General features: G+C 35.6%; 24 protein-coding genes. 19 read left to right on the forward strand and 5 right to left on the reverse strand.

What is annotated here, in order from left to right; translation table 11 throughout:
* The first annotated feature begins 187 nt into the window (after positions 1-187).
* The 13 genes from EL194_RS07350 to EL194_RS07410 all read left to right on the forward strand — a co-directional run bounded on the left by EL194_RS07350 (position 188) and on the right by EL194_RS07410 (position 10434).
* Positions 188-883, forward strand: a complete 696-nt coding sequence (locus EL194_RS07350) for a prepilin peptidase (RefSeq protein ID WP_034886562.1) — start codon at positions 188-190, stop codon at positions 881-883.
* 9 nt (positions 884-892) lie between these two features.
* Entirely contained in the window at positions 893-1066 is a 174-nt protein-coding gene (locus EL194_RS07355; RefSeq protein ID WP_003773565.1) for a Flp family type IVb pilin, read from the forward strand.
* A 23-nt stretch (positions 1067-1089) separates the two neighbouring features.
* Positions 1090-1260: a Flp family type IVb pilin gene (locus tag EL194_RS07360; protein WP_003773567.1), complete on the forward strand. Its 171-nt coding sequence runs from the start codon at positions 1090-1092 to the stop codon at positions 1258-1260.
* 141 nt (positions 1261-1401) lie between these two features.
* The gene (locus EL194_RS07365; protein WP_003773568.1) at positions 1402-1941 is read left to right on the forward strand and encodes a TadE/TadG family type IV pilus assembly protein; all 540 of its coding nucleotides are present in this window, start codon (positions 1402-1404) and stop codon (positions 1939-1941) included.
* Positions 1916-2491 (forward strand): TadE family protein, encoded by a 576-nt coding sequence (locus EL194_RS07370; protein WP_003773570.1) that lies wholly within the window; start codon positions 1916-1918, stop codon positions 2489-2491. The genes EL194_RS07365 and EL194_RS07370 overlap by 26 nt, the downstream gene beginning before the upstream one ends.
* A complete protein-coding gene (locus EL194_RS07375; RefSeq protein ID WP_003773572.1) occupies positions 2485-2973 on the forward strand; it encodes a TadE/TadG family type IV pilus assembly protein in 489 nt (162 codons plus the stop codon). The genes EL194_RS07370 and EL194_RS07375 overlap by 7 nt, the downstream gene beginning before the upstream one ends.
* A 21-nt stretch (positions 2974-2994) precedes the next feature.
* Positions 2995-3804, forward strand: coding sequence for a Flp pilus assembly protein CpaB (gene cpaB / locus EL194_RS07380; protein WP_003773575.1), 810 nt, complete (start codon positions 2995-2997; stop codon positions 3802-3804).
* Positions 3805-3818: 14 nt separating this feature from the next.
* On the forward strand, positions 3819-5057 hold the full coding sequence (locus EL194_RS07385) for a P-loop NTPase (RefSeq protein WP_003773577.1): 1239 nt from the start codon (positions 3819-3821) through the stop codon (positions 5055-5057).
* The gene (locus tag EL194_RS07390) at positions 5057-6421 is read left to right on the forward strand and encodes a CpaF family protein (protein WP_003773579.1); all 1365 of its coding nucleotides are present in this window, start codon (positions 5057-5059) and stop codon (positions 6419-6421) included. The genes EL194_RS07385 and EL194_RS07390 overlap by 1 nt, the downstream gene beginning before the upstream one ends.
* Positions 6422-6432: 11 nt before the next feature.
* Positions 6433-7356: a type II secretion system F family protein gene (locus EL194_RS07395; RefSeq protein ID WP_013852949.1), complete on the forward strand. Its 924-nt coding sequence runs from the start codon at positions 6433-6435 to the stop codon at positions 7354-7356.
* A gap of 9 nt (positions 7357-7365) precedes the next feature.
* Complete coding sequence (locus EL194_RS07400; protein ID WP_003773583.1) at positions 7366-8286, forward strand: type II secretion system F family protein; 921 nt, start codon at positions 7366-7368, stop codon at positions 8284-8286.
* Positions 8286-8597 (forward strand): DUF192 domain-containing protein, encoded by a 312-nt coding sequence (locus tag EL194_RS07405; protein ID WP_003773586.1) that lies wholly within the window; start codon positions 8286-8288, stop codon positions 8595-8597. Before EL194_RS07400 ends, EL194_RS07405 begins: the two co-directional genes overlap by 1 nt.
* Position 8598: 1 nt before the next feature.
* Positions 8599-10434, forward strand: a complete 1836-nt coding sequence (locus EL194_RS07410; protein WP_003773588.1) for a hypothetical protein — start codon at positions 8599-8601, stop codon at positions 10432-10434.
* Positions 10435-10477: 43 nt separating this feature from the next.
* Here EL194_RS07410 and EL194_RS07415 read toward each other — a convergent pair whose 3' ends face one another.
* Positions 10478-12550, reverse strand: a complete 2073-nt coding sequence (locus tag EL194_RS07415) for a glutamine synthetase III (protein WP_003773590.1) — start codon at positions 12548-12550, stop codon at positions 10478-10480.
* Between the two features lie 278 nt (positions 12551-12828).
* On the opposite strand from EL194_RS07415, the gene EL194_RS07420 reads away from it, so the two are divergent.
* The 4 genes from EL194_RS07420 (at position 12829) to EL194_RS07435 (ending at position 18207) form a co-directional block, all read left to right on the forward strand.
* Positions 12829-13206, forward strand: coding sequence for a hypothetical protein (locus tag EL194_RS07420; RefSeq protein ID WP_003773591.1), 378 nt, complete (start codon positions 12829-12831; stop codon positions 13204-13206).
* Positions 13207-13372: 166 nt separating this feature from the next.
* Complete coding sequence (locus EL194_RS07425; protein ID WP_013852952.1) at positions 13373-13960, forward strand: TetR/AcrR family transcriptional regulator; 588 nt, start codon at positions 13373-13375, stop codon at positions 13958-13960.
* 4 nt (positions 13961-13964) lie between these two features.
* Complete coding sequence (locus tag EL194_RS07430; protein ID WP_003773594.1) at positions 13965-16073, forward strand: efflux RND transporter permease subunit; 2109 nt, start codon at positions 13965-13967, stop codon at positions 16071-16073.
* The gene (locus EL194_RS07435) at positions 16063-18207 is read left to right on the forward strand and encodes a hypothetical protein (RefSeq protein ID WP_003773596.1); all 2145 of its coding nucleotides are present in this window, start codon (positions 16063-16065) and stop codon (positions 18205-18207) included. The genes EL194_RS07430 and EL194_RS07435 overlap by 11 nt, the downstream gene beginning before the upstream one ends.
* Positions 18208-18239: 32 nt before the next feature.
* Here EL194_RS07435 and EL194_RS07440 read toward each other — a convergent pair whose 3' ends face one another.
* The 4 genes from EL194_RS07440 to EL194_RS07455 form a co-directional block, all read right to left on the reverse strand.
* Positions 18240-19178: an IS30-like element ISErh4 family transposase gene (locus tag EL194_RS07440; protein ID WP_003773604.1), complete on the reverse strand. Its 939-nt coding sequence runs from the start codon at positions 19176-19178 to the stop codon at positions 18240-18242.
* Positions 19179-19289: 111 nt separating this feature from the next.
* The gene (gene brnQ, locus EL194_RS07445; RefSeq protein WP_003773605.1) at positions 19290-20582 is read right to left on the reverse strand and encodes a branched-chain amino acid transport system II carrier protein; all 1293 of its coding nucleotides are present in this window, start codon (positions 20580-20582) and stop codon (positions 19290-19292) included.
* A 63-nt stretch (positions 20583-20645) separates the two neighbouring features.
* Positions 20646-21158: a hypothetical protein gene (locus EL194_RS07450; RefSeq protein ID WP_016357163.1), complete on the reverse strand. Its 513-nt coding sequence runs from the start codon at positions 21156-21158 to the stop codon at positions 20646-20648.
* 346 nt (positions 21159-21504) lie between these two features.
* Positions 21505-22746 (reverse strand): competence/damage-inducible protein A, encoded by a 1242-nt coding sequence (locus tag EL194_RS07455; RefSeq protein WP_003773610.1) that lies wholly within the window; start codon positions 22744-22746, stop codon positions 21505-21507.
* A 186-nt stretch (positions 22747-22932) separates the two neighbouring features.
* Between EL194_RS07455 and EL194_RS07460 the strand changes: the two genes are divergently transcribed.
* Entirely contained in the window at positions 22933-23478 is a 546-nt protein-coding gene (locus tag EL194_RS07460; protein WP_003773613.1) for a carbonic anhydrase, read from the forward strand.
* A gap of 158 nt (positions 23479-23636) precedes the next feature.
* Positions 23637-25220: an ABC-F family ATP-binding cassette domain-containing protein gene (locus tag EL194_RS07465; RefSeq protein ID WP_003773615.1), complete on the forward strand. Its 1584-nt coding sequence runs from the start codon at positions 23637-23639 to the stop codon at positions 25218-25220.
* The last annotated feature ends 8 nt before the right edge of the window (positions 25221-25228 follow it).

The following is a 25228-nucleotide window of genomic DNA, read 5'->3' on the forward strand; positions in this document are numbered from 1 at the left end:
TTACGGTATCTTTTTTACTTCTTTCACATTTAATACAATTATTTACAACTGCGATGACAAATAATGCGTAGTCTACAACAAAGATGGGTAAATGGTTAAAATTTTGTGAAATTCACGTCAAAATATTGGTAGATACAGAATGCATATCATCATATACTATCTATGTCGGTGATGAGGAGATTCTATAGTGAATATTATTGTTTATATGGTTCTAACTGCTTTATTTTTTACACTAGGATACAACATTTCAAGATTTGTGAAAGATACTGTAGCTTGGAAACAAAAACGTAACAATAAGATCTATAAGGTCTTTCGTCCAGAAGATGCGCATGACGCATTGATGAATGGCATTTATGTCGGTGCAGCTACTTTAGTTGCATATACATCATTCGGATTGTTTGAAGCAACTGTTATTTCTGTAATTGCTTTCTTAGCAGTTTATGGTATTCGAATCGATCAACGAATTCGAATTATTCCAAATGAGATGGTCCTTTGTGTCCTTGTCATAGGTTTAATATATCAGTTTGTCTCAAATGGATTTCATGGATTGTCAACTGGACTTATAGCAATGCTATTAACAGGTATACTGTTCTTTGCTACAGCCTTCTTGACAAAAGCATTCTCTGGAAGTCTCGGTGTGGGAGCAGGCGATATAAAGCTTGCAATTGCATTATCATTTATGTTGGGATTACCTAATATTCTGACATTTCTAATAGGTATCGTACTTTGCTTGTTAATTTACATTGTTATCGGTTTTTACACCAAAACGATGTACATAGGTAGTACATTCCCCATGTGTGCACAATTAATGGGCGGTGCTTTATTCGCGCTGTATTACCCAGTCATCAGTATGTTGATTTGCAGTGTTCTGTTAGGATGTTAGGAGATAGTTATGATAACCGTAAATGAATTTATGGACGAGGAGTCTGGACAAGGCATGGTTGAATACGGACTTATTCTCGTATTGGTTTCAGTAGTTACAGTAGTGGTGCTCAAATCTATCGGGAGTGGTTATGTTAAAACAATGTTTGAAACAGTCGCTGATCTAGTCCCTAAAATTAACTAGGGAAGAAAAATGAGGAGAAAATTATGAAAAACTTTTTATTCAATGAAGAATCAGGACAAGGTATGGTTGAATACGGTCTTATCTTAGTTCTTGTTTCAGTAGTAGTTATCGTTGTTATGAAGACTTTAGGTACAAACCTAAAAGGAATCTTCGAAAACGTAGGTAAAGAATTACAAGCAGGTAAAGGCGCTTAGTCTTAACACGCATTTATAAATCGTTAAAGTATCGCGCAAGTGATACTTTAACTTTAAATATTTTTATAATCTCTATCCGGCTTGGATAGTTCCGAGGGGATGATTTTTCATCCCCTTTATTTGTCGCTTTAAGGAGTGAATATGATAAAAAAACTTAAAGGTGAAAGTGGTCAAAGTGTTACGGAATTTGCTTTAATCCTTCCTATTCTCATAATTATGCTTGCTTTGATCATGGACGTTGGTAAAGCGGTGCATGCAAAGGTCAATTTACAATATCTAACCAGTGAAATTCAAAAGGTTGCGGTATTGTACGACGAAGGTGGTGCAACGGGTGGTGTAAAAGATCAATCCCGATTTAGCAGTAAAGAGAAGACGATTGAAACACTTATAAACAATAACGGTACACTTGACCCTAAACGCTTAAAATATGAAATTGATTTATCTGATATTGAGCATCGTGACTTTACGCGAAAAATTTGGAGCGCAAATGATGGTGGCTTTATCGGACATAAAAATAGAACTGATATACGTTATGTAACCGTAACAACAACTTATGATGTTCCTTTCTCAATGTATATTACAAAACAAGTAATGGGTGAGACACTTCGTCTAACAGAAACGTACAGTGGTTTAATGTACATAGGAGGCGATGGTGATGCAAATGTCAAAGTTGGTCAATAAATCTAAAAAAGAAAAAGGTCAGGCAATGGTGGAATTTGCGATTGTGCTGCCACTTTTTCTATTGATTGTCTGCTTTTTAATTGATGTGAGCTGGGTGGTTTATAACAAAGTGCAGTTTGATTACTCACTACGTAAAATGGCCATTCAATTGGATCTTGGTCCTCAACAAAAACATGCGCTCCATACGAATCAAAGTTATATCGTAGATGGAGGTTGGGCAAATACTCATATTCGAGACATGTATGAAAAAAATATCAAAGAAATGGGTGCACCCATTGATGTAAGTCGCGTAACGATTGAAAATAGTCGTATAGCGGTACTTGCTGGTAAACGCGAATTCAATTATGGTGTTCCAGATGGTACGGATAAAGATCGCGCAAACAGTAAATTTAAGACAACAACAATGGAAATTGCGTCGGATGTAAAATACAAAGTTTACCCTGTTACACCTTTCTCAAAGCCATTCCTCAAAGATGGTGTTGAGTTGAAAAATAATCTTTACAAAATTAGAAGAATTGAGTTAGTAGGGGGTAAGAATCAACAATGGTAAATTTTAAAAATGAAGAAGATGGAAATATTCTTATTATGTTTGCATTTATTTTAATGTTTCTATTGGGATTTGTTGCGCTTTCAACAGATGTTGTTTTAGCAATGAATAAAAAAGATAAATTAACTGAAGTAGCTTATTTGGTTCGTGAAGCACGTCTTGATATCACAGAAGAAATGTTGCATTCACAACAAGGTCAACAGATTGCATTGGATAATGCACATGAGATCCTAAAACGAAATGGTATTGATCCAAGTCAGTTTGAGTTGGTCTGGAATGAACAACGTGGTATGTCTCCAAACGGTAACTACATGATTAGTCTTACCGGAACGATTATTTTGCGTGATGTTTATAAAACGACGACTTTGAAAGCACTTGGAATTGATGAGTTCCCAATTAAAGTTGAATTACCTGTATGGCAAAACTTTACAGATCAACAACCAATTTGGGATGGTCGTACCCCAACCATTAATGGTGTTTATTAATATTAAGAAAGAGGAATTACTTTGGATAAGAATAAATTAATTTCTGTAGTTGTAGCTGCAGGTGTATTTCTTTTAGCGTTAATGAACCCAATCCAAGGTTTAAAAAAGGAAATACCGAAGAAAGATTTAACGCAAGTTGTTGTAGCACTTAAACCCCTTACAGCACAAACTCGAATTACTCAAGATATGATCGAAGTTAAAAATGTTCATAAAGATGCTGCACCTGAAGGTGCTTTTGCGGATGCTGAACGTGTTGTTGGAAAAGTTACAACTACAAAGATGTCCGTTGGCGATATGTTTACCGGTGAAAAGGTAGAGGTAGTGGGTCAAGGATCAAGTGGATTAAGTACTGTCCTTACAGACAATATGCGTGCTTATACTGTTAAACTTGAAGGTCAATACGGGATGCAAGGGTTAATTCGTGTTGGAAATAAAATTGATATCATTACTGTATTAGATAGTGATTTGCCAGAAGATACACTTCAAAAATATGATTATTTGAAGAAGAATTATCCTCAATTGTATGCAGGATCTGTTGAAACTGCAGTTGATGGTAAAGAACGCATTCCTGTTCTTGGTTTAAAAGAAAAGAAAGCAGTGCTCCTTTTACAAAATAAAGAAGTTCTTGCAATTGATCAAGACACCTTACCGGATGATAAAAAAGTAGCGGATAAGATGTACACAACTGTAACATTAGCGGTTTCTGCTGAAGACGCACTGAAATTAGCTGTTTCTGAATCAGTAGGTACTAACCGTGCAATCTTAAGAAGTCATGATCATGACAAGGTTGATAAAGTTCCTGGTGTTATCACAGGCGATTTATTGAAATAGAGAAGGAGAATTAGATGGAGTTAAAAGTTTTAGTATTTGCTGAAGATAGTGTCGCTCAACGACTCTTTCCAATGCTACAAGATGATGAAATCCGCATCGTTGGTAAATCAAACGATGAGAACAAAGTCTTAGATGATATCTCAAAAACAAAACCAGATATTGTTCTAATCTATTCTTCTCACGAAAGTATTTTGCAACGTGTATGTCAACAAATTTATTTATTACGTCCTAAATCTGTACCCGTAGTTTTAACACAAGAATACACAAGTGAAACGATGCAGAAGGTTATGCAAACAGGTGTTCATTATATTTTACCGATGCAAATTGATCGTTCTACTTTAGTACAGCAATTAAAAGGAATTCATAGTAATGAGTCATCACGACTTATTGCATTAGAAAACAGTTCAACAAACAACTGGAAATCAAAAGTTATTACAGTTTTTAGTTCAAAAGGTGGTGTTGGTCGTACAACAGTAGCAATGAACTTGGCTGTGAAACTTGCTCAAAAGAAATTAAAAGTTGCGATTTTAGACTTTGATCTTGAATTTGGAGAAGTTGCAACGGCAATGCGTATTGAAACCAAAGATACACTTGCTGAGTTATTACAAGAACAAGCAAGTCCAAACGTAGATACCATCCGAAAATATATGGCTGTTCACCCTTCTGGTGTAAACGTGCTTGCTGCACCTAACAGTCCTGAATTTGCGGATAACATTTCAGTTTCACAAGTTGAAAAAATTGTATCGTCACTTCGTTCCTATTACGATTACCTAATTATTGATACGAGCATGGGATTTAATAACATTAACTTGTCATGTTTTGATTTGTCATCAACAATTATTTATGTAACAGGAATGGATATTCCAACATTACGTAGAACCAAAAAAGGATTGTCGATTGTAACCTCATTAGCAGGTAATGAAAAAATTAAATTGGTAGTTGCGAAAGAAGAACCTGGACGTGTTAAGCCAAAAGATGTTTCACGTGTCTTGGAATTCCCGCTATGGCATACCATCCCTTATGATTTAAAATCATCGATTGATGCTCTAAATCAAGGGAAACCGATTGCAATTGATTCACCATTATCCGGTGTTGCGAAAGCATACCAAGTTATGGCGGATGAAATTGATCAATCCGATTCACCGGATGAACAAGAAGCGGGTCCTGCGGGACTTCTTGCTAAATTTTTACCAAAACCTAAAGAAAAACCTGCTAAAGCAAAAAAAGGTAAACGAAAAAAAGGTGGTAAATAATGAAGTTATCAGAACGCTTAGAACGTGCTAAAGCAACTGAAGGTGGCGGCTCGGGTGATGGACTAGCGTTTATGCCTGGTGTATTTGAAGTTGATGCCGAACCTCAAGTTGACCAATTTAAAGATTTAAAAGCAATTATTCACCGTGAAACGATTGATGCGTATAATACACGAATTCAGGACAATCACGGTGATAAAGAAGGAATTGATGTTCGTGAAATTATTACGGAATGCTTAACACAACGTGCAGAAGCAATGACGAAAGCAAAGCGCGAACAATTAATTCAAGAAATTTTTGACGATGTTACGGGACTTGGACCTTTAGAAGTTCTAATCCGTGATGAAGATATTTCTGAAATCATGGTTAACGGTCCGAATACGGTTTATATTGAACGTAAAGGTCGTCTTGAGTTATCCAACGTTTTCTTTAGAGATGATGCTCACGTAGCTCAAATTATTAACCGTATTGTTTCACCATTAGGTCGTCGATGTGATGAAGCAAACCCAATGGTTGATGCGCGTTTACCGGATGGTTCTCGTGTTAATGCCATTGTTCCGCCTGTAGCTTTAAGTGGGCCAACAATTACAATTCGTAAATTTAATTCAACACCACTGCAAATCAGTGACTTAATTGGATTTAATTCGATTTCATTTGGTATGGCTGCTTTTCTTGAAGCATGTGTTAAAGGACGCTGTAACGTTGTGGTTTCTGGAGGTACTGGTTCTGGGAAAACAACATTACTTAACGTTCTTTCAAGCTTTATTCCTGAAACAGAACGTATTGTAACCATCGAAGATGCGGCTGAAATTCAGTTAATGCAAAATCATGTTATTACACTTGAAGCACGTCCAGCTAACGTTGAAGGTAAGGGTGCTGTAACCATTCGAGATATGGTAAAGAACTCCCTCCGTATGCGTCCTGACCGTATTATTATTGGTGAGGTTCGTTCCGGTGAAGCGCTTGACATGTTACAAGCGATGAATACAGGTCACGATGGCTCTCTTGCTACAGGTCACGCGAATACACCTAGGGATATGGTTTCACGTCTTGAAACGATGGTTATGATGTCAGGAATGGATCTGCCTATTAAAGCGATCCGTGAACAAATTTCATCTGCGATCAACATCATTGTTCAACAAACCCGTCTTCGTGATGGTTCACGTAAAGTTGTTGCGATCACAGAGGTTACAGGTATGGAGGGTGAAATTGTTACACTCCAAGACATCTTCGTTTTCAAACAAGAAGGCTATGATGCTGCAGGTAAAGTTAAAGGTAAATTTATGGCAACGGGTATTCGTCCATACATCATTGATACATTAGAAGCGAATGGTATCCTTGTGAAAGATGAGTGGTTCCAAAAATAATGTGGATTATAATGGCAGCATGCCTTAGTTACATTACGCTTGTTGTCCTACAATTTGTATTAAATTTGATTTATCATCGCTTCATAATGTTAAAAGACCGTTTGGACTTAATCGAAAAACAAAGTTTATACGGTTATTCAAAAAAATCAAAAAAAGATCAGAAAAAAGAAAAACAATCCATCAGTATTGAAGTTCCAGAAAAATTAAAAGAAAATCTCTTAATGGCTGGAATTAACTTACGACCGGATGAATTTCTGAAAATGTGGTTAGGACTTGCTGCGTTTGCAGTTGTAATTTGTGTTGCACTTGATAAAGGGATGATTGTTACATTATTCGCTTTCGCTGCAGCACTTATTGGTCCACCGATGTATATTAAAATTAAAAGAAAACAACGAATTGGTAAATTTAGTCAACAATTAGGTGATGCATTATTAATTCTTTCCAATAGTTTACGTGCAGGTTTTACCTTTGAACAAGCACTTGCAAGTATTGCGAAAGACTTACCGGATCCAATTGGTCCTGAGTTTCTTAAAGTGTGTCGTGAAGTTGAATTGGGAGAGAATATTGAAAAATCTCTAGCCGCTGTATCAACACGCATGGAATCCGAAGAAATGAAATTGATGAACACTGCTGTTAGTATTCAAAGACAAGTAGGGGGTAACCTTGCGGATGTCTTGGATAATATTGGTGAAGCGATTCGAGAACGGATTACAATTCAGAAAAATATTAAGGCTCTAACAGCACAAGGGGATGTATCTGCGAAAGTAATTGCGGGTTTACCTGTTGTCGTTCTAGTCTTAATTTCAATGGTTAATAAAGAATATATGGAGCCAGTATTCACAACTCCATTTGGTTATGCATTGCTTGGTGTTAGTGCAACCCTTGAAATCATGGGTTATGCGATGATCAAGAAAATAACAAATATTGAGATGTAGGAGGAAATCATGATAAAAGCAATTACAGGAGCAATCTTTGCGTATGTCTTCGTAGATTTTGTAATGAGTGTCTTAACAGGAAAGTCACTTGTTATTAAAAAACGATTGGATGAAACAAAGAATTCGAGCTCACAAAAACATGGTTCTGATGACATTTTAGATAAAACGTTCCAAGAACGTTTCTTACAACCGATTGTTGATAAGTTGATTCATGCCGTATCAACAATGCTCCCGGTTAAAGCAGAATCTCAATTAAAACTTGCAGATCGTTTGCTTAAAGCGGGGATTACAACGAATCCTAAAGATTACCGTGCGATGAATGTTATTATTATTGTCGGTTTTGGATTAGTTGGACTTTATCTTGCTATTACATCCCATCAACGTGGGTTTTCTCGCATTATGTATATGATGATGGGGATGGCTGGTGGATACGTATATCGTCGTTATTCACTAGAGGGAAAGATAACAAAACGTAAAAAAATTATCAAAGGACAATTACCTGAAGTTATGGATATTTTAAGTGTTTCTGTTGTTGCGGGTTTAAGTTTTGACCAAGCACTCGGACATGTTACAACCAAAGCAGAAGGACCGTTGATTGAAGAGTTTCGTATTTGTCAACGGGAGATTATGTTGGGGAAACCTCGTAAAGAGGCATTAAACCGACTATCAGAACGAACTGAAATTGAAGAGGTAAAATCATTTACCAACGCTATTATTCAAGCAGATGAACTTGGGATTTCACTCCAAAATGTTTTAATGAGTCAGTCTCAAATGATTCGTACTTCACACCGTCAGGATGTTGAAGAACGCGCTGCGAAGATTCCAGTTAAAATTCTAATTCCAATGGTACTCTTTATTTTCCCTGTTATCTTTATTATTCTGCTCGGACCTGCTGTGCCGACAATTATTGACGCATTGGGAGGCCGATAATGATAAAAAACCTCGAAATTGCATCTAACTTTGGAACACGTTTCAAAGGATTGATGTTAAGAAAAGAAATCAATGAAGATCAAGGAATGTTATTTCTTCATTGTGCACGTGTTCATACTTGTTTTATGAAGTTTGACATTTGTGTAATTTACCTAGACAAAGACTTTAATATTATTGACCATGAAATAATAAAACCTTGGCGTCTCGGTAAAAAAGTAAAAGGTGCGCGACATTTAGTTGAAGCGTCACCCCAAATAGTAGCATCACTTAGTGATATTACATTTAATGAATTAATTATGAAGGAGGGATAAGATGAACGATTTTTTTGATATGAGTTTTGGTGATGATTCAAAATCAAACGACTTCGCCATGCCGACATTTGACGCATCAAATGACATCGACGATGATGAAGTTGATGATCTCGAAGAATCATCGAATAAATTCAAAAAGACACTTTTCGGAGGCTATACACGCGGTAGTGTTGAAGCATATGTAGAACAAATTGAACAAAATGTTTCACAAATGCAAGGAAACCTCGAATTTCAAATCAAAGAAATGTTGCTTGAAAAAGCTTCACTTTCTCAAGAAAATGCATTACTCAAGTCACAATTTACAGATGCAGAATCTAAAATGATTGAAATTGAAGAAGAGTACAAACGCATTAAAGGTTTAAATGAAGAATTAGCTGAAAATATTAAGAATCAAGAATTACAGTTTTCAACTGAGTTAAATCAATACAAAACCGTTAGTGGAGAATTACAAGAAGAATTAGACAAAATATCTTCTCACTATCAATCACTCCAGGAACAGTTAGAACGTGCTCATGGTGAAGTTTCCGTTTTAACACAGCAAGTGAAAGAAAATGAAGAAGAAAATATTAAAGTTGAGCAATACCTTGATCAACTTGAATCTAGCCTACAAGAAAAGAATCGTGCACTCGAAGAAAGTGTACGACTCTTAAAAGAAAAAGAAATTGAACTTGAAACAAGTAATGCGGAAGTTCATGAGTTACGTGAACAAATGCTTGTTATGGAAACAAAACTAGCAGAAAAAGATTCAGAGATCGCACGTACAATGAAAATCTTAGAAGAATATCAAGCTCAAGAAGAAAACTTTATGGCTTTAATTGATCAAAAAGAAGATATGATTATTGAACGCAATAATGCACTTCAAGAAGCAGCTCGCATGGTTGAATCATTAGAAAGCCAACGCGAGGCATTTGAATCACGTCTTATGGATCAACAAGGAACAATTGATGAACAACAAGAGTCAATTGAACATACGCAGTATGTACTTGATGAAAAAGAAGAAGAGATTAAGACACTTGAATTAAAAATTCAACAACTTACAGATGCTGTTGAAGCAATGAACAGCCAAGATGATTTAGCTGTTGAAACATTAACCAATGAAGTTGAGTTTTTAACTAAGAAACTTGACCTTATGACATCTGAAAAAGATGAGACAGTAATGTTGTTGCAAGAAAAGATTCAAAATCTTACACAACAACTTGAACAAGTTCAATTACAACCGAATATTATGCAACGTGTAGAAGATATCCGTACGCAATATGATCAATTACTTCAAAAGAAGGATATTATCATTAACCGTTTGGAAGCAGAAGTTAACAGCGCGCCATCTTTTACATTCGATCAAGAACGTGCACTTCTAAAACAAGAAATTGCGCAATTGCAAGAAGAACTCAAGCAAGAAATGATTGACAAATATCAGGTTCGTAAAGGATTGAACGATGAGGTGCGTCGTCTCAAAGAACGATTAGATACACAAACGTTTCAAGGGCAACCCAGACAAGACTTTGAACGCATTATCGATGAAAAAGACACCCAAATCAATCAACTCTTTCAGAAATTACAGAATATGCAAAAAGAAATGGAAGCATTAATGGGACGTGTTAATTTTACAAACCCATCTCATGATGCACTTCAAGAACGTACTCGTATTCAACATATGAATATACAAGAGCCTGCCCTTGAGCCAGTTTCAAATTTTGTACCAACACCACAGGTTGTTGAACCTGTAGTTGCAGCTAAAAATGACTTTGAAGAGGAAATTGCTCGTATCTACAAGCAAATTGAAGCTCAAAGAGAAACTTTAGATGCATTTATGGATCATTATAAATACAATTCATAAAAAGAAAAAGGTATTCATTGCGAATACCTTTTTTTGTTTATTACTATAATTCAAACAGTAATTGAGTGTAAGTGGGGAAGGGATAATGTGCTTTAGAAATGACGCGTTCCATTTGGTCGACTAGAGATCGTATCGTTTCGAATTCTGGACGAATCTGTTGGTGCATAGCACGTGCTTTTTCTTCTAAATCTGTAATTTCATGGACGCATCCTAATTTATGTTCAAGTGTCATGATAGCTGCATCAAGTGCATCAAGATTTGTCTCGAGGTCGTTGATTTGGCGTTGGACATAACTGCTTTGACTGTTTGAGTGCGATAGGTGATTGATTGAAGTTACAATTGCGGGCATAATATCTTGTTTTACCATTTTTAGTAATGTATTGGCTTCAGTATTAATGGTTTTTATAAATCGCGTTTGAACGATAATTGTACGGGCTTGTAATTCGCGTTCACTAAGTACTTCAGTGGTTTTAAATAATTTAATAGTATCTGGATAAAGCATGGAAGGGATTGAATCAACATAGTGTTCAAGATTCGGTAAACCACGTCGTAACGCTTCTTCTCTCCAGTTGTCATGATAAGCGTCTCCATCAAAAATAATCCTGTGATGCGCTTTAATGATTCGCTGACAGTGCCCCAGAGCTTGTTCGCGAATATCTTGAACATACTTGTATTGTTCTAAGTCATCCGCGATGCGCTCAAGCGATTCCGCCATAATTGAACACAACACAGTATTCACAAAAGCACTGCAAATCGAGGAGCCAGGCATTCTAAATTCAAATTTATTTCCGGTAAACGCAAATGGCGATGTTCGGTTTCGATCCGAGTAATCTTTTGTCACAGCACTGAGTGTAGTAAGGGGCGTAAAATATTGAACTTCTTTTTCAATATTTATTTTCTTTGAGGTCGCCAATTGCTTAAATATTTCTTCAAGAACAGATCCCACATAAAGTGAAATAATTGCAGGTGGTGCTTCAGATGATCCAAGGCGGTGATCATTTCCAGCCGATGACCCAGCGAAACGTAACAGTTCCGCATGGTTATCAACGGCCTCTACAAGGGCGCACACAAATACAAGGAACCGAATATTTTCGTGCGGACGTTCGCCTGGCTCGAAAAGATTGTGACCGGTATTTGTTACTAATGACCAATTATTATGTTTACCGGATCCATTGATATTCTTAAAGGGTTTTTCATGTAGTAGTGCTGATAGATGATGTTTTTTTGCGACACGTTGTAAAGTTTCCATAACGATCATATTTTGATCAAGGGCAATATTTGCCTTGTCGAAATGTGTTACAATTTCAAATTGCGCTGGTGCAACTTCATTATGTTCTACTTTGCTGTATACCCCAAGCTTCCATAGTTCATCATTAACATCTTCCATATAATGCACAACATTAGAAGGAATATTACCATAATAATGTCCTACTAAATCTTGACCTTTTGGTGCGTTTTCACCTAATAGGGTACGTCCCGTAAAAACAAGATCTTCCCGCTGTTCAAAATATTTCGAGCTAACCAAGAAATATTCTTGTTCCAAACCGATCATTGCATCAACACTTGTGACACTTTTATCGCCTAAGAGATTCACAATGCGGGTTGCCTGTTTACTTAGGATTTCCATAGATTTTATAAGTGGTGCTTTCTCGTCCAAAGATTCACCGTGATATGAAATAAATATTGAAGGTATAAACAAAACATGACCACGAATAAATGCAGGAGAGGTTACATCCCAATATGTATACCCACGTGCTTCGAACGTTTGTCTTAGACCTCCATTTGGAAATGATGAGCCATCTGTTTCACCTTTAATTAAAGTTTTACCAGAGAATCGTGTAATTGGTTTCCCGTTTCGATCAGGTTCAATAAAAGCATCATGTTTTTCTGCACTTGAGCCCGTCATTGGATGGAACCAATGAGAATAATGCGTTGCTCCATGTTCTAAAGCCCACACTTTCATCGCGTGAGCAATTGCTTCCGCATTTGCCATATCCATTTTCTCTTTATATTGGATTGCATTTAGCCAACGCTCATAAACAGGTCGGGGTAAATACTCACTCATCACATCCTTTGTGAAGAGCTTGCTTCCAAAATCTTCGTACGGTTTCTTCATAGTAAATCTCCTTTTTCTTGTAAAATATAAAATAATTTATAGTAAAAGTAAAGATTTTTTTATTAATGTTTAATTATTTTGGAATATAATGATGGAATTGACGATATTTTTCTGAATCAAAACAGTTTTTCCTGTTTTACAACTGTCAAATTATAAATTAATATCGTAAAAAATAGTATACAAATATGTAAGAATTCTAAATGTATATTTATTTTAACAAAATCCTTTTCTTTGTGTAATTGATGTGATAGAATTACGGAGAAATAGGAGAGATAAGTATGAAATATAGTGATTTAATCGAAATAGCACTCCAAAATTCAAGATGCGATGTGCTATCCTCAAATGCATTATTAAATGGAGAATGTACGGCATTATTATCGGTAGATGGAATCGTATTTACTGGGATTTCTGTTCAAAGTACAACAGCAGCAGGATGTAATTCAGGCGTAAGCGCTATTGCAGAGGCTTTAAAGTCTGGAAAAACACATTTTGTAAAGATGGTTACAGTTAATGGCGAAGGAAACGTGATTGCACCTTCAGGTCAAACACGTGAACTTCTTTCACAAATAAATTCAGATAATAAGCAATGTGAGATCATGGTTTCTAAAGACCATTTAGTAATCCTTGATCAACTCTTGCCATATGCAACACATTAACACGGGAAACCGTGTTTTTATTTGCCTAATGATGCGATAATAGAACTATAAAAAATAGAAAACGATACAATATTACTAAAATAGTTGACCAACGGTCAGTTTGGTGATAAACTTAACAACGGCTGGCATAATGACCAATGGTCAGTTTGTATCGGAGGAGGGAAATATGGTATCCAAGCTTGAGAAAAACAAGTTACTTAAAGAGAACAAATTGTATAATGCTGCGTATGATTTATTTACGAGTCATGGAATTAACGAAACATCAATCAGCGATATTGCGAAACACGCTGGAGTTGGTAAAGGAACCTTTTATCTTTACTTTAAAGATAAATACGATATTTTAGATCGCATTATTTTTAAAAAAAGTTCGGATGTTTTAGTTTATGCGGTTAACGAAACACATTTAAACGTATTTGAACATTTTGAAGATGAAGTGATATTTTTTATCAATGTAATTCTTGATTTTTTAGAACAAGATCGACTGCTTCTAAAACTTATCCATAAGAATTTGTCATGGGGGGTTCTTAAAAAGGCAAAAGAAGACTATGAAGAGATAAATTTAATCTATCATATGTTTACAAAAGGGCTTAAAGATTTAGGTATATCAGAAGCAGAAATTGATCATACGATTTACATTGTAATCGAACTTACGGGTTCAGTTGCATACAATACAATAATTCTTGAGGAACCCTCAAGTTTAGAAACCATGAAGCCCTTCCTCTTCGATACCATAAAACGTATTATTAGGAGATGATTTCGTGAAGAAAGGTTTTACCCAAGCGTTTGGAGATGCGATTGCGAAACACCGCAATGTAATATTAATTATTGCGACGTTACTCTTGATTCCATCGCTTTACGGAGCAGTATCTACGAAGATAAATTATGATATTCTAACATATCTTCCTAAAGATTCTGAGTCGGTTAAAGGTCAAGAAATATTAGACCGAGAATTTGGTGGTGCTTCTACAGGAATGTTAGTCATTGAAAACATGACAAACAAAGATGTAGTAAAAACAAAAGAAAAGATTAAAACGGTTAAAGGTGTCGAAGATGTCATTTGGGTTGATGACCTTGTAGATATATCGGTTCCTTCAACAATGTTACCCGAAGATGTACAGTCGTTACTTTTCCGTGAAAACTCAACATTACTTATTGTTAAGTTTGATGAGGGAAATGCATCACCACTTACCCATGAAGCAATTGAGGATATTCGATCATTGCTTGATGAACATTCATTCCTAAGTGGAATGTCCGCATTACTAAAAGATACAAAAGAACTTGCAGATGCACAAACACCGATTTATGTTGGGCTTGCAGTATTACTTGCAACATTAGTGCTTGCAATGACTTTAGAATCTACAGTTATACCTTTTATTATCCTTTTAAGTATTGGATATGCAATCGCCTATAACTTTGGAACAAACGTGATATTTGGTCAAATATCATATATAACCAAATCGTTAGCAGCTGTATTGCAATTAGGTGTTACACTGGATTACTCGATCTTCTTATTACATCGTTATGAAGAAGAATTACGCAAGAATTCAAATAAAGAACAAGCAATGGGTTCCGCAATTGCGTCAACGGCATCATCGATTGTAGGGAGTTCATTAACCACGGTTGCAGGATTTTTAGCAATCGGAGCGATGAATCTCACAATCGGTAAAGATATTGGATTTGTAATGGCTAAAGGGGTCGTGTTAGGTGTATTATCCGTTCTAACGGTATTACCTTCATTAATTCTTATCTTTGATGGTCCAATTCATAAATGGCGTCATCGTACAATTTTACCTGAATTTAACCATCTATCAAAATTAGTTACACGTCATGCGAAAGTATTTGTACTCATTGGTGTTTTACTCTTTGTTCCGGCATATTTTGGACAAAGTAACAACGATGTTTACTACAACCTTGATGAGTCTCTACCAAAAGATATGACATCAATGGTCGCTCTTACAAAATTAAAAGATGATTATAATATGCAAACAACACACTTTGCTGTTATCCCGAAAACAGTTCCTGATTTCGAAATCACCCGAATGATTAAAGAAATCGAATCGTTGGATGGCATTGAAAATGTTATTTCATATCAAAAATATGTAGGACCTACTGTACCAGAGTCGTTTTTACCTGAAAAGGTAGTCTCAATTTTCGAAAAAGGTGATTACAAACGTTTAATCATTAATTCATCTTTTAAATCAGCTACGGATGAAGAAAATCAACAAATAGAGGCGATATCTTCAATTATGAAACAATATGATGATGACGCATTACTAACGGGTGAAGGGGTTCTAACAAAAGATTTGATCGATATTGCGGACGAAGATTTTGCTCGTGTTAATGCACTTAGTTTTGCTGCTGTATTTATTATCATTGCCCTTGTATTCATGTCCGTATCAATTCCTGTTCTCTTAATTGCAGCAATCATGCTGGCAATCTTTATCAACATGAGTGTCCCATTCTTTATGGGAACTTCAATTCCATTTATAGCTGGAATCGTAATTGGATCAATTCAATTAGGCGCTACAGTTGACTACGCAATTCTTCTAACAACACGATTTAAAGAAGAATGTGGTAATGGTTTAGAAAAACATGAAGCGATGGAAATTGCCGTTAAAGAATCTGCGAAATCAATATCAACAAGTGGACTTGCATTCTTCGGTTCTACCGTTGGTGTCGCAATTATTTCTGAAATGGAATTAGTATCAAGTCTTAGCGGCATGATTGCTCGTGGAGCAATCATTTCTACACTCGTTATTTTATTCATTCTTCCGGGAATCTTACTTGGATGTGAAGGAATTATAAGTAAAACAACACGGGGTTGGAGAAAAAGTAATAAAGGAGATGTTATAACGAATGAAGACTAAAAATTCAATACGTGCACTCAGTGGTGCGATTGCAATCAGCATGGTTGCCGTTGTACCTGTAAGTGCAAATGAACCAATAAAAAAAGATGAAACAGTATTTGTTAACTTAGATAGCGATGGACGTGTGATTCATAAAGTATCAAGTGTTCATCTACATTCTAATAAAGAATTAAAGACTGTTTCCGACAAATCAAATTTAAAGAATATTGTGAATGTTAAAACAGATGATCAACCCGGTATAGCTGGTAATACAGTAATATGGAACACAGATCAAAAAGATGTTTATTATCAAGGAGATATTGAACAATCGTTACCCATTGAAACTTCCATACATTATACCTTAGATGGTAAAACGGTTCGTCCAGAAGATATTGTTGGACAAAGTGGTCGATTAAAAATTTCAATCGACATTAAAAATAACGATCCACGCACTATTAAATTAAAAAATGGTGGAACCAAAAAAGGTTATGCACCTTATATGGTTGCAACTGTCATGAACTTATCCTCAGACATCTTTAAAGATGTAACTGTGAATACAGGTAAGTTAATTCAAGATGGAAACAACCAAATTGCTACCTTTGCGGTTCTTCCTGGAATGAAAGAAAATCTTGGTATTACAAAAGAACTCTTTGGTCTAAATGACCATATCGAAGTTCAAGCAGATGTTGTGGATTTTGAAATGAGTCCAATTGTATTTACCGCCACTTCAAACATTCCAAATTTAGAAGCATTAGAAGATTTTGATCGTGTTGAAGATGTTGCAAGAAGTATCGAGACTTTAAAAGATGCTGCCAACCAACTTGCAAACGGAACACAACAATTATCAGATGGTTCAAATCAATTAAATAGTGGTATTACTGACTATGTTAGTGCAGTTGGTAAAGTAAACGATGGATCGCATGAACTTTCTTCAGGTTCAGGTGTATTCTTCGATGGTATTTATCGAAGTTCAGTAGGTGCACAATCCCTTGCTGACAATACATCTTTATTTACAGAGAAAGCAGCACAATTAGGTAATGGTTATTTAGCCTTAAGTGAAGGTGTCATGCAATATGCATCAAAGGCAACTCAACTAAGCGATGGTTTTATTAAAGCTTCTGAAGCATTGAAACCTGTTCGAGGTTCTGTTACTAAGCTTAAGACTGGAATGACTCAAATTGATTCAGGCACACAAAAGTTGATGACAGGAAGTCATCAAGTTGTAGCAGGTGTAACTGGAGTTCAAGGTGCAAACACGATGGGATTAAATCAAATTAATCAAACAACGCAAGCCATTGCATCACTTAAAGAACAAATTACGGTACTTGAAAAAGCCATTGCATTGATTCCTGAAGACAAAGATCGTACAGAAATTCAACAAGAATATGAAACACTTGTTAAAACGGTTAATGCACTCGAACAATCCAACGAAGCAGTAAATACAATCTATGGACACGTTGATACACAACTACCTACGCTTGTTGAAGGTAGTGAAGCTGTGAAACAAGGACTTGAAACTGTGAATACAAATCAAAAATCAGTCTTAACAGGACTTGGTCAACTAGATCATGGATTGGAACAATTTGAAACTGTGTCTGCTCAATTGAATGAGAATGCACAAAAACTAAATGCTGGAGCCTTGGTACTTGATACTAAATCTAAAGAAGCATCACGTGGAAGTCAACTTCTACTTGATGGTTCGTCCAAACTTTCTTCGGGCGCTCTAGAACTTGCAACAGGGATTCAAAAACTAAATGATGGATCCAGTGTCGTTAAAGACGGACTTGATGCGCTTGCACAAGGAACAAATCAAGTTTATCATGCTGGTTCACAACTCGAAGCAGGAGCATCCAAACTTGCAGAAGGTTCTTCAGAGCTTAATGTCAAAGTTACCGAAGGGATGGCTGAAGCGAAATCACACGATGAGATCAGTATGGATGATTTAACTCAAATTCTTGATGTTAAAGATGGTCTGTTAGAGATCGCTGAAACAAATACAACATTCAGTGGACTTGGTTCTGACATGGAAGGTAGTTCCAAAATGATTATGAGAACTGAAGCAATTAAAAAAGAAAAAGAAACAAAGGTTATTGAAGAAACTGTTCAAGAACACCAAGGATTCTTTGCTTGGATTAAAGAAAAGTTTTCAAAGTAAAAAAAAACGACTTCGGTCGTTTTTTTCTTTTATCAAATCTCAACCGCACCACTTTTACTTTTATTAAAGTCTATCTCATAGGCCGTTTTGAAGTCAAATATTTTTCGCGGCATTGAGTTAATTTTGAAGCAAATATCATCAAGATATTGTTGCGCTATATCATACATTGATTTTCCTTTTGGTATAAACCTTCTCACGATTGCATTGGCTCGTTCATTGGTTCCACGTTGAAAAGAACAGTACGGATCACACTTATATAGTTTCACACCCAACCGCTTGGCTGTAATTCCTAGTGTTTTAAATTCAAGTCCATTATCTACTGTTATCGATTTTGTTGTTATATTGTTTTCTTCAATAAATTTCCGAATTAAGTTTGATGTGTAATAGTCATATCTATATTCTGCTTTAATAAGCCAGATCATTCTTGAGCAGCGGTCCACAATAGATATAATCGCTGCAGTTTCATGTTTCTTACCGATGATGGAGTCAATTTCGAGATGACCAATCTCGTTTCGTTCCTCAATGTATTTAGGTCTAAGGCTAATTGGAAGTACCGTTTTCTCTTCCAAGTTCCATTTCAAGTGATTCATCATTCCACTAATTCTCTTTTTACGTTTTCGACGTTTATAGCACATTCTATTTGGCTTTATTTCAAGCTTACCTTGGTTAATCCAGTTATAGACTTGCTGCGATGTAACGCACGGTTTATATGGATGATATCGTTTATAGTTACTCAAGCATACTTCTACCGAATGAACTTTAGGATCATAGTGAGAATGAAGATATTCGATTAAGTGGGAATATTTGTCTCGAATATCAATCGTTCGTTTCTTATAGACATTATTTTTATATCTAGAAATCGTAGAATGAGATATATTGAGTTTACGTGCTGCCTTGCGCATAGAATAGCCGATGCTTAATAGAATATCAATTTGGTCTTTCATTTTTTTATCTAATTGTTTATACTTCATATGGGAGCTCCTTTTAGTCGGGTGGGCTCCTTTTATTATACAAAAACAACCGCACCTTGGGTGGTGCGGTTGAGATTTGAATTTAGGAAAAAAACGACTTCGGTCGTTTTTTTAATCTTCAATCAGTGTAAGGTTTGCATAGATTGTTGTGATAATGGCAATGATGATTCCAGGTATGACCCAAGAAAGTTGAAGGTTATGTAATGGAAGCGTTGAGATGAGTTTAAAGCATGTACTGTGAGCATGATTAATACTCGATAGGATACTAATACATCCCACAACAATCGTCGTTATTTTAAATGTTATATCGGGTATGTCGCCTATAAGGGTTAAGAGAATTAAAGTAATTGCGATCGGATAGATTGCACTCAGTATCGGTGAACTGATCGCTAAAATCTGATTCAAACCAAAATTACCGATGATTAGACTAATTATTGAGAGTAAGATAACAAATTTTTCGTAACTTAGGATATGTAGAAGTTCTGAAAAATATTTACTGCATGAAGTAATTAATCCGACACAAGTTGTAAGGCATGCTAAGGTAAAGATCAATCCAAGTACAATTGGACCATAAGACCCATAGGCCGCATATGAAACAGCAATTAAGACCTCTACACCATTGGTAGCATTTGCTAAATTTGGTGCAATATGAGAGCCTAGAAGTGCCAAAAGAATATAAACAAGAAATAATAAGATACCTGCAATCGCACCAACTTTATATGTTGTATTACGAATCACCTTTTTATCGGCAATTCCGATGTCTTGTATAATCATTGAAAGTACAAGTCCAACTGTAAGGGATCCGATCGCATCCATCGTCATATAACCATTAATAAATGCGGCAGTTGCCGGATGGAGACGATATGGATCTTTGGGAGGTAAAATTACATGTGCCTGTTTAGAAAAAATCAGGACTGAAGTAATAATCAAAAGACTGAGAAGAATCGGTGTTAATACTTTACCCATCCGATCCACTAACTTATTGGGTTTCATGGATAACCATGCGGCAATACCAAAAAACACAAAGGTATAAATAAGCATTCCAACATTCAGGTTTGATTCAGATAATATCGGCTTAATTGCAATTTCAAAGGGCATTGTACCTGCTCGTGGAATCGCTAATCCAGGTCCTATTGAGATGTATATAATAACTGTGAACGCTGTAGCGAAGTAAGGATGAACTTTTGAGCCAATTGGATAGAACCCTTCAGCTTTTGCGACGGCACTAATGCCTAAAAACGTTAAAAACACTGCAGACATTGAGAAGAAGAAGATTGATATTGGAAGGTTATATCCCGATAGATAACCAATCATGGAAGGAAAAATCAGATTTCCAGCACCAAAAAACATAGAGAAAACAGTGATACCAAGAGAAAGCACCTCATGGCGTGATAATTTATTCATAAAAGACCTCAATTTCTAGAATTTAAGTTTATAGTGTAAAGGTGGATATTGAGTGAAATCACATTAATTACCAAGGATATGGTCAAAGTTTTTTTCAAATAGAGTAATTTGATAGTCAATCGTGTTGTATGTAATTATAGGACTTGAATTGTTTGTTTTATTTTTAATGATATTACTTAATTGGATTAAACGGTTATGGTGATCAAGAATAAGCGAAGCCATTCGATCATGGGTATTGAGATCGTCATTGCGATAGTTTTGACTGCAAATCATATCACCGTGGCTTCGAGACTTGAACCGGATTGATTCATTAAGTGATGCGATTTTTACGTCCTTATGGTCTGTTAGACGAAAAGATCTTAGAAAAGTGCGATGATAATTATCTTTATAAAACGTTCCATCCTGATTTAAAATAACGTATGTTCCTGTATGGGTTAAAATCAATTGTGATTCTAATTCATTGCCGCATTTATAAAATCGTGTAATTTTCATAAATGGATTCAGTGATGAATACATAAACAAACCAATACACATCGATATTAATAGAAAATAGGTTAAGATATTCTTTTTATTCATATACATCGTTCCCCCATAAAAGCGCTATAATTAGGATTATACACTGTTTTAGCGATTATAGGTCATCTTTCTCATCATTTAAACGATTTATTTTAATATAGGGTATCTGTTATATGAATTCGATACTAAAATGATGTTTCTAATAATAATGTTTAATCTTAAATCGATTTAAGTTTTATTTAAGTTTATATTAAGATTTAGGTTTTAATATATAGGTGTCGGACAGTCGGGGGGGACATGTATTCCCAATACATGGGTACTGTTAAAATATATTCATTCTTCTCCTTGAATATAGCCGACATAAAAAAACGATGTAGTCTACTGTCATTGAGCTACATCGTTTTTTTTATTTTATCTCATCGAAAATCATTTTTAATGCATGGTTTGTTGCCATTTTTTGGATTTGGATGCGTTCATTGGTATGATTTCGGCCCAACATGAGGGTTTTCACTTCAACATGTTTAGACGTCGCAATTGCAATATATACAAGTCCTACCGGTTTATCATCAAAACCACCTGTAGGTCCTGCGATTCCTGTTATACCAATACCAATATCTGAACCTGCAAGTGTACGAATATTGGAGGCCATTAGTTTCGCAACTTCCGGAGAAACAGCTCCAACGGTATCAAAATATTCATGAGGTATGTTTAGGATTGCGTTTTTCTGATCGTTTGAATACGTAGTAACACCCAGATTAAATACTTTTGAACTGCCGGAAACGCGTGTTATTCGGGAACTTAAAAGTCCTCCTGTACAACTTTCAGCCGTTGAAACGCTCATGTTTTTTCGTGCAAGTAAGGGAACAATCACATCTTCAAGATAGGGCACATCAACACTGTAATAATAATCTTGAAAAAGTTCTTTGATTTCTTCGATTACGGGTTTTATAAGTGTGTCCGCTTCAAAATAAGATTGAGCACTTGCAGTAATACGCAACATTACGCTGACATCTGAAACATATGGTGCAATTGTAGGATTTTGATAATCGATCATTTTATCTTTGAGAATTGATTCGACTGTTGATTCACCAATTCCAAATAAATAGACCTTATGCGATACAAGCGTCACGTTTGTTTTTTGTTTTAAGTAATCATTAACAGATGTTTCAAACATCATTTTCATTTCACGTGGAGGTCCCGGAAGTAATATAACAGTTTTGGTGTTGGTTTCAATACCAATGCCTGGAGCGGTACCACACATGTTTTCAAATACAAAAGCACCTTGGGGAATCATCGCTTGCTTAATATTGTTTTCGGTCATAGATTTACCACTTGTTTTAAAATACGATTCAAGCTTATCCATGGAAGGTTGGTGAAGTATAAGAGGAAGACCAAGCATTTCAGCGATAATTTCTTTTGTAAGATCGTCATAAGTTGGTCCAAGTCCACCTGTAAGAAGAATGACATCACTACGACTTAAAGCTTCCGAAAAACTATGCTTAAGACGCTTTGGATTATCACCCACAACACTTTGATGGTAACAAAATATTCCATCAGTCGCTAATTGTTGGGCAATATACGTTGCATTTGTATTCACAACATCCCCCAACAACAATTCGGTTCCAACACAAATAATTTCTGCTTTCATAATTCAACTCCGTTCTGTCACTATAATACCATTGTTACTGTCTTTTAACGAGAAGAATTCTTGATGACATTTTGTGATAGTTTCATGACAGCCGTCGTCATATTTGAATAATCATTTTATAATAACTATAAGATCGTAATTGTTTTTAAAACACAATCAAACAGCGATGAAAGAAGAGGAGTAGTTATGCGTCATAAATGGAAAAATTCACTAGATTTATTAAAAGATGGAAATCTTCGCTTTACAAATCAAACGGTTCGAAATTCACATCATTCTCAACATGAGATGGAAGACTTAGGAACGGGACAAAATCCTTATGCGATTATTCTTAGTTGTTCGGATTCTCGTGTGTCACCGGATATTATATTTGATTGTAAGTTAGGGGATTTGTTTTTGATTCAAAATGCTGGAAATATTTCAGATTCTTCGGTGTTAGGAAGTATTGAATATGCGGTTGAGAATCTTAAAACGCCTTTAGTTGTCGTCTTAGGTCATAGTCAATGCGGTGCTATCAGTGCCGCATTCAATAACCTATCACTGGATGGGAATCTTAAAACCATTGTGGATCAAATCAAAGGACACATTTTAAGTGAAGGCATTGATCATTCATCGGAAAACCACGCTCAAAAAACGGCTTCAGAAATCGCAGACAATTCGTCTATCAAACGTCATGATGTTAAAGTGGTGAGTGCGTTTTATGACATAACAACAGGGCTTGTATCGTGGTTATAATTGCATCAATATCATAAGACTACTATATTCATAAAAATTTGCTATACTATTAAGAAGATAAGTAATGTAAAAGCCAAGACAAATCTGTCTTGTTTTTATTGTTTATTTATAAATATACTCTATAATAGGAGTTTGAATGAATTTAAAGGAGAATATCAGTGATTAGTACAAATAATTTATCGTTAATGTTTGATGGCAAGGCATTATTCGAAGAAGTATCTATAACATTTACAGAAGGTAATTGTTATGGTGTCATCGGTGCAAATGGTGCAGGGAAATCAACCTTCCTTAAACTCTTATCCGGTGAGCTTGAACCAACAAGTGGTCATATATCAATTCCAAATGGAAAACGACTCTCGTTTTTAAAACAAGATCATTTTGCCTTCGATGATTTTACTGTTTTAGAAACAGTTATCATGGGGAACGAAAAACTCTATGAAATTATGAAAGAAAAAGAAGTAATCTACGCAAAAGAAGATTTTTCAGAAGCGGATGGAATTCGTGCCGGTGAACTGGAAGAACAATTTGCGGATATGGATGGTTGGAATGCTGAAGCAGAAGTGTTCACATTATTAAATGGTTTAGGCGTTGATCGTCAGTATCACGAATCGAAAATGGAACAACTCACAGGTTCTGATAAAGTTAAAGTATTATTAGCCCAAGCAATTTTTGGTAATCCTGATATTCTTCTACTTGATGAGCCAACAAACCACCTTGACCTTGAAGCCATTCAATGGCTTGAAGAATTCTTAATTAATTTTGAAAGCACCGTAATTTTAGTATCCCATGACCGTCACTTTTTAAATAAAACATGTACTCATATTGCGGATATTGATTTCGGTAAAATTCAGTTATTTGTAGGAAACTATGACTTCTGGTATGAATCCAGTCAATTAATCCTTCGTCAAATGAAAGATGCAAATAAGAAAAAAGAAGAAAAAATTAAAGAACTTCAAGATTTTATTGATCGCTTTAGTGCAAATGCTTCAAAATCAAAACAAGCAACCTCACGTAAACAAGCTCTATCAAAAATCAAACTTGATGAGATGGTACCTTCAAAACGTCGTTACCCATTTATTGAGTTTAAACCAAAACGTAATCTCGGAAGTTCAGTATTAGAAGTTGGCGATCTGAGTGCTACTTTAGATGGCAAAGAACTTTTCACAAATTTAAGTTTCACAATTGGAAATAACGAAAAGGTAGCCTTCGTAGGAGACCAAGAAATCACTAAATCACGCTTTTTTGATATCATTACAGAACGAGTTCAACCAGATGCTGGTTTTGTGCATTGGGGATCAAGTGTTGATTATGGATACTTCAATAAAAACTTTGATGAAGATTTTGAAACTGATGAACGAATTGTTGATTGGCTCATGGAATTTTCTGATGAAAAAGATGAAACGTATGTACGTGGATTTTTAGGACGCATGATTTTTGCTGGAGATGATGCATTGAAGAAACTTAATGTTCTATCCGGTGGTGAAAAAGTGCGTTGTATGATGTCCAAGATGATGATTATGGGTAAAAACGTTCTAATTCTTGATGAACCAACAAACCATCTCGATATGGAATCCATTACTGCATTGAATAATGCACTGATTAAATTCCCAGGTACAATTCTTTTAGCATCACATGATCACCAAATTATTGAAACAACCGCAACACGTATTATGGAATTTAAAGAAGATGGTACGCTTGTAGACTATCTCGGAACATACCAAGAATATTTAGACCGTAAATAACAAGTTAA

The organism is Erysipelothrix rhusiopathiae, assembly GCF_900637845.1.
Classification (GTDB): domain Bacteria; phylum Bacillota_I; class Bacilli_A; order Erysipelotrichales; family Erysipelotrichaceae; genus Erysipelothrix; species Erysipelothrix rhusiopathiae.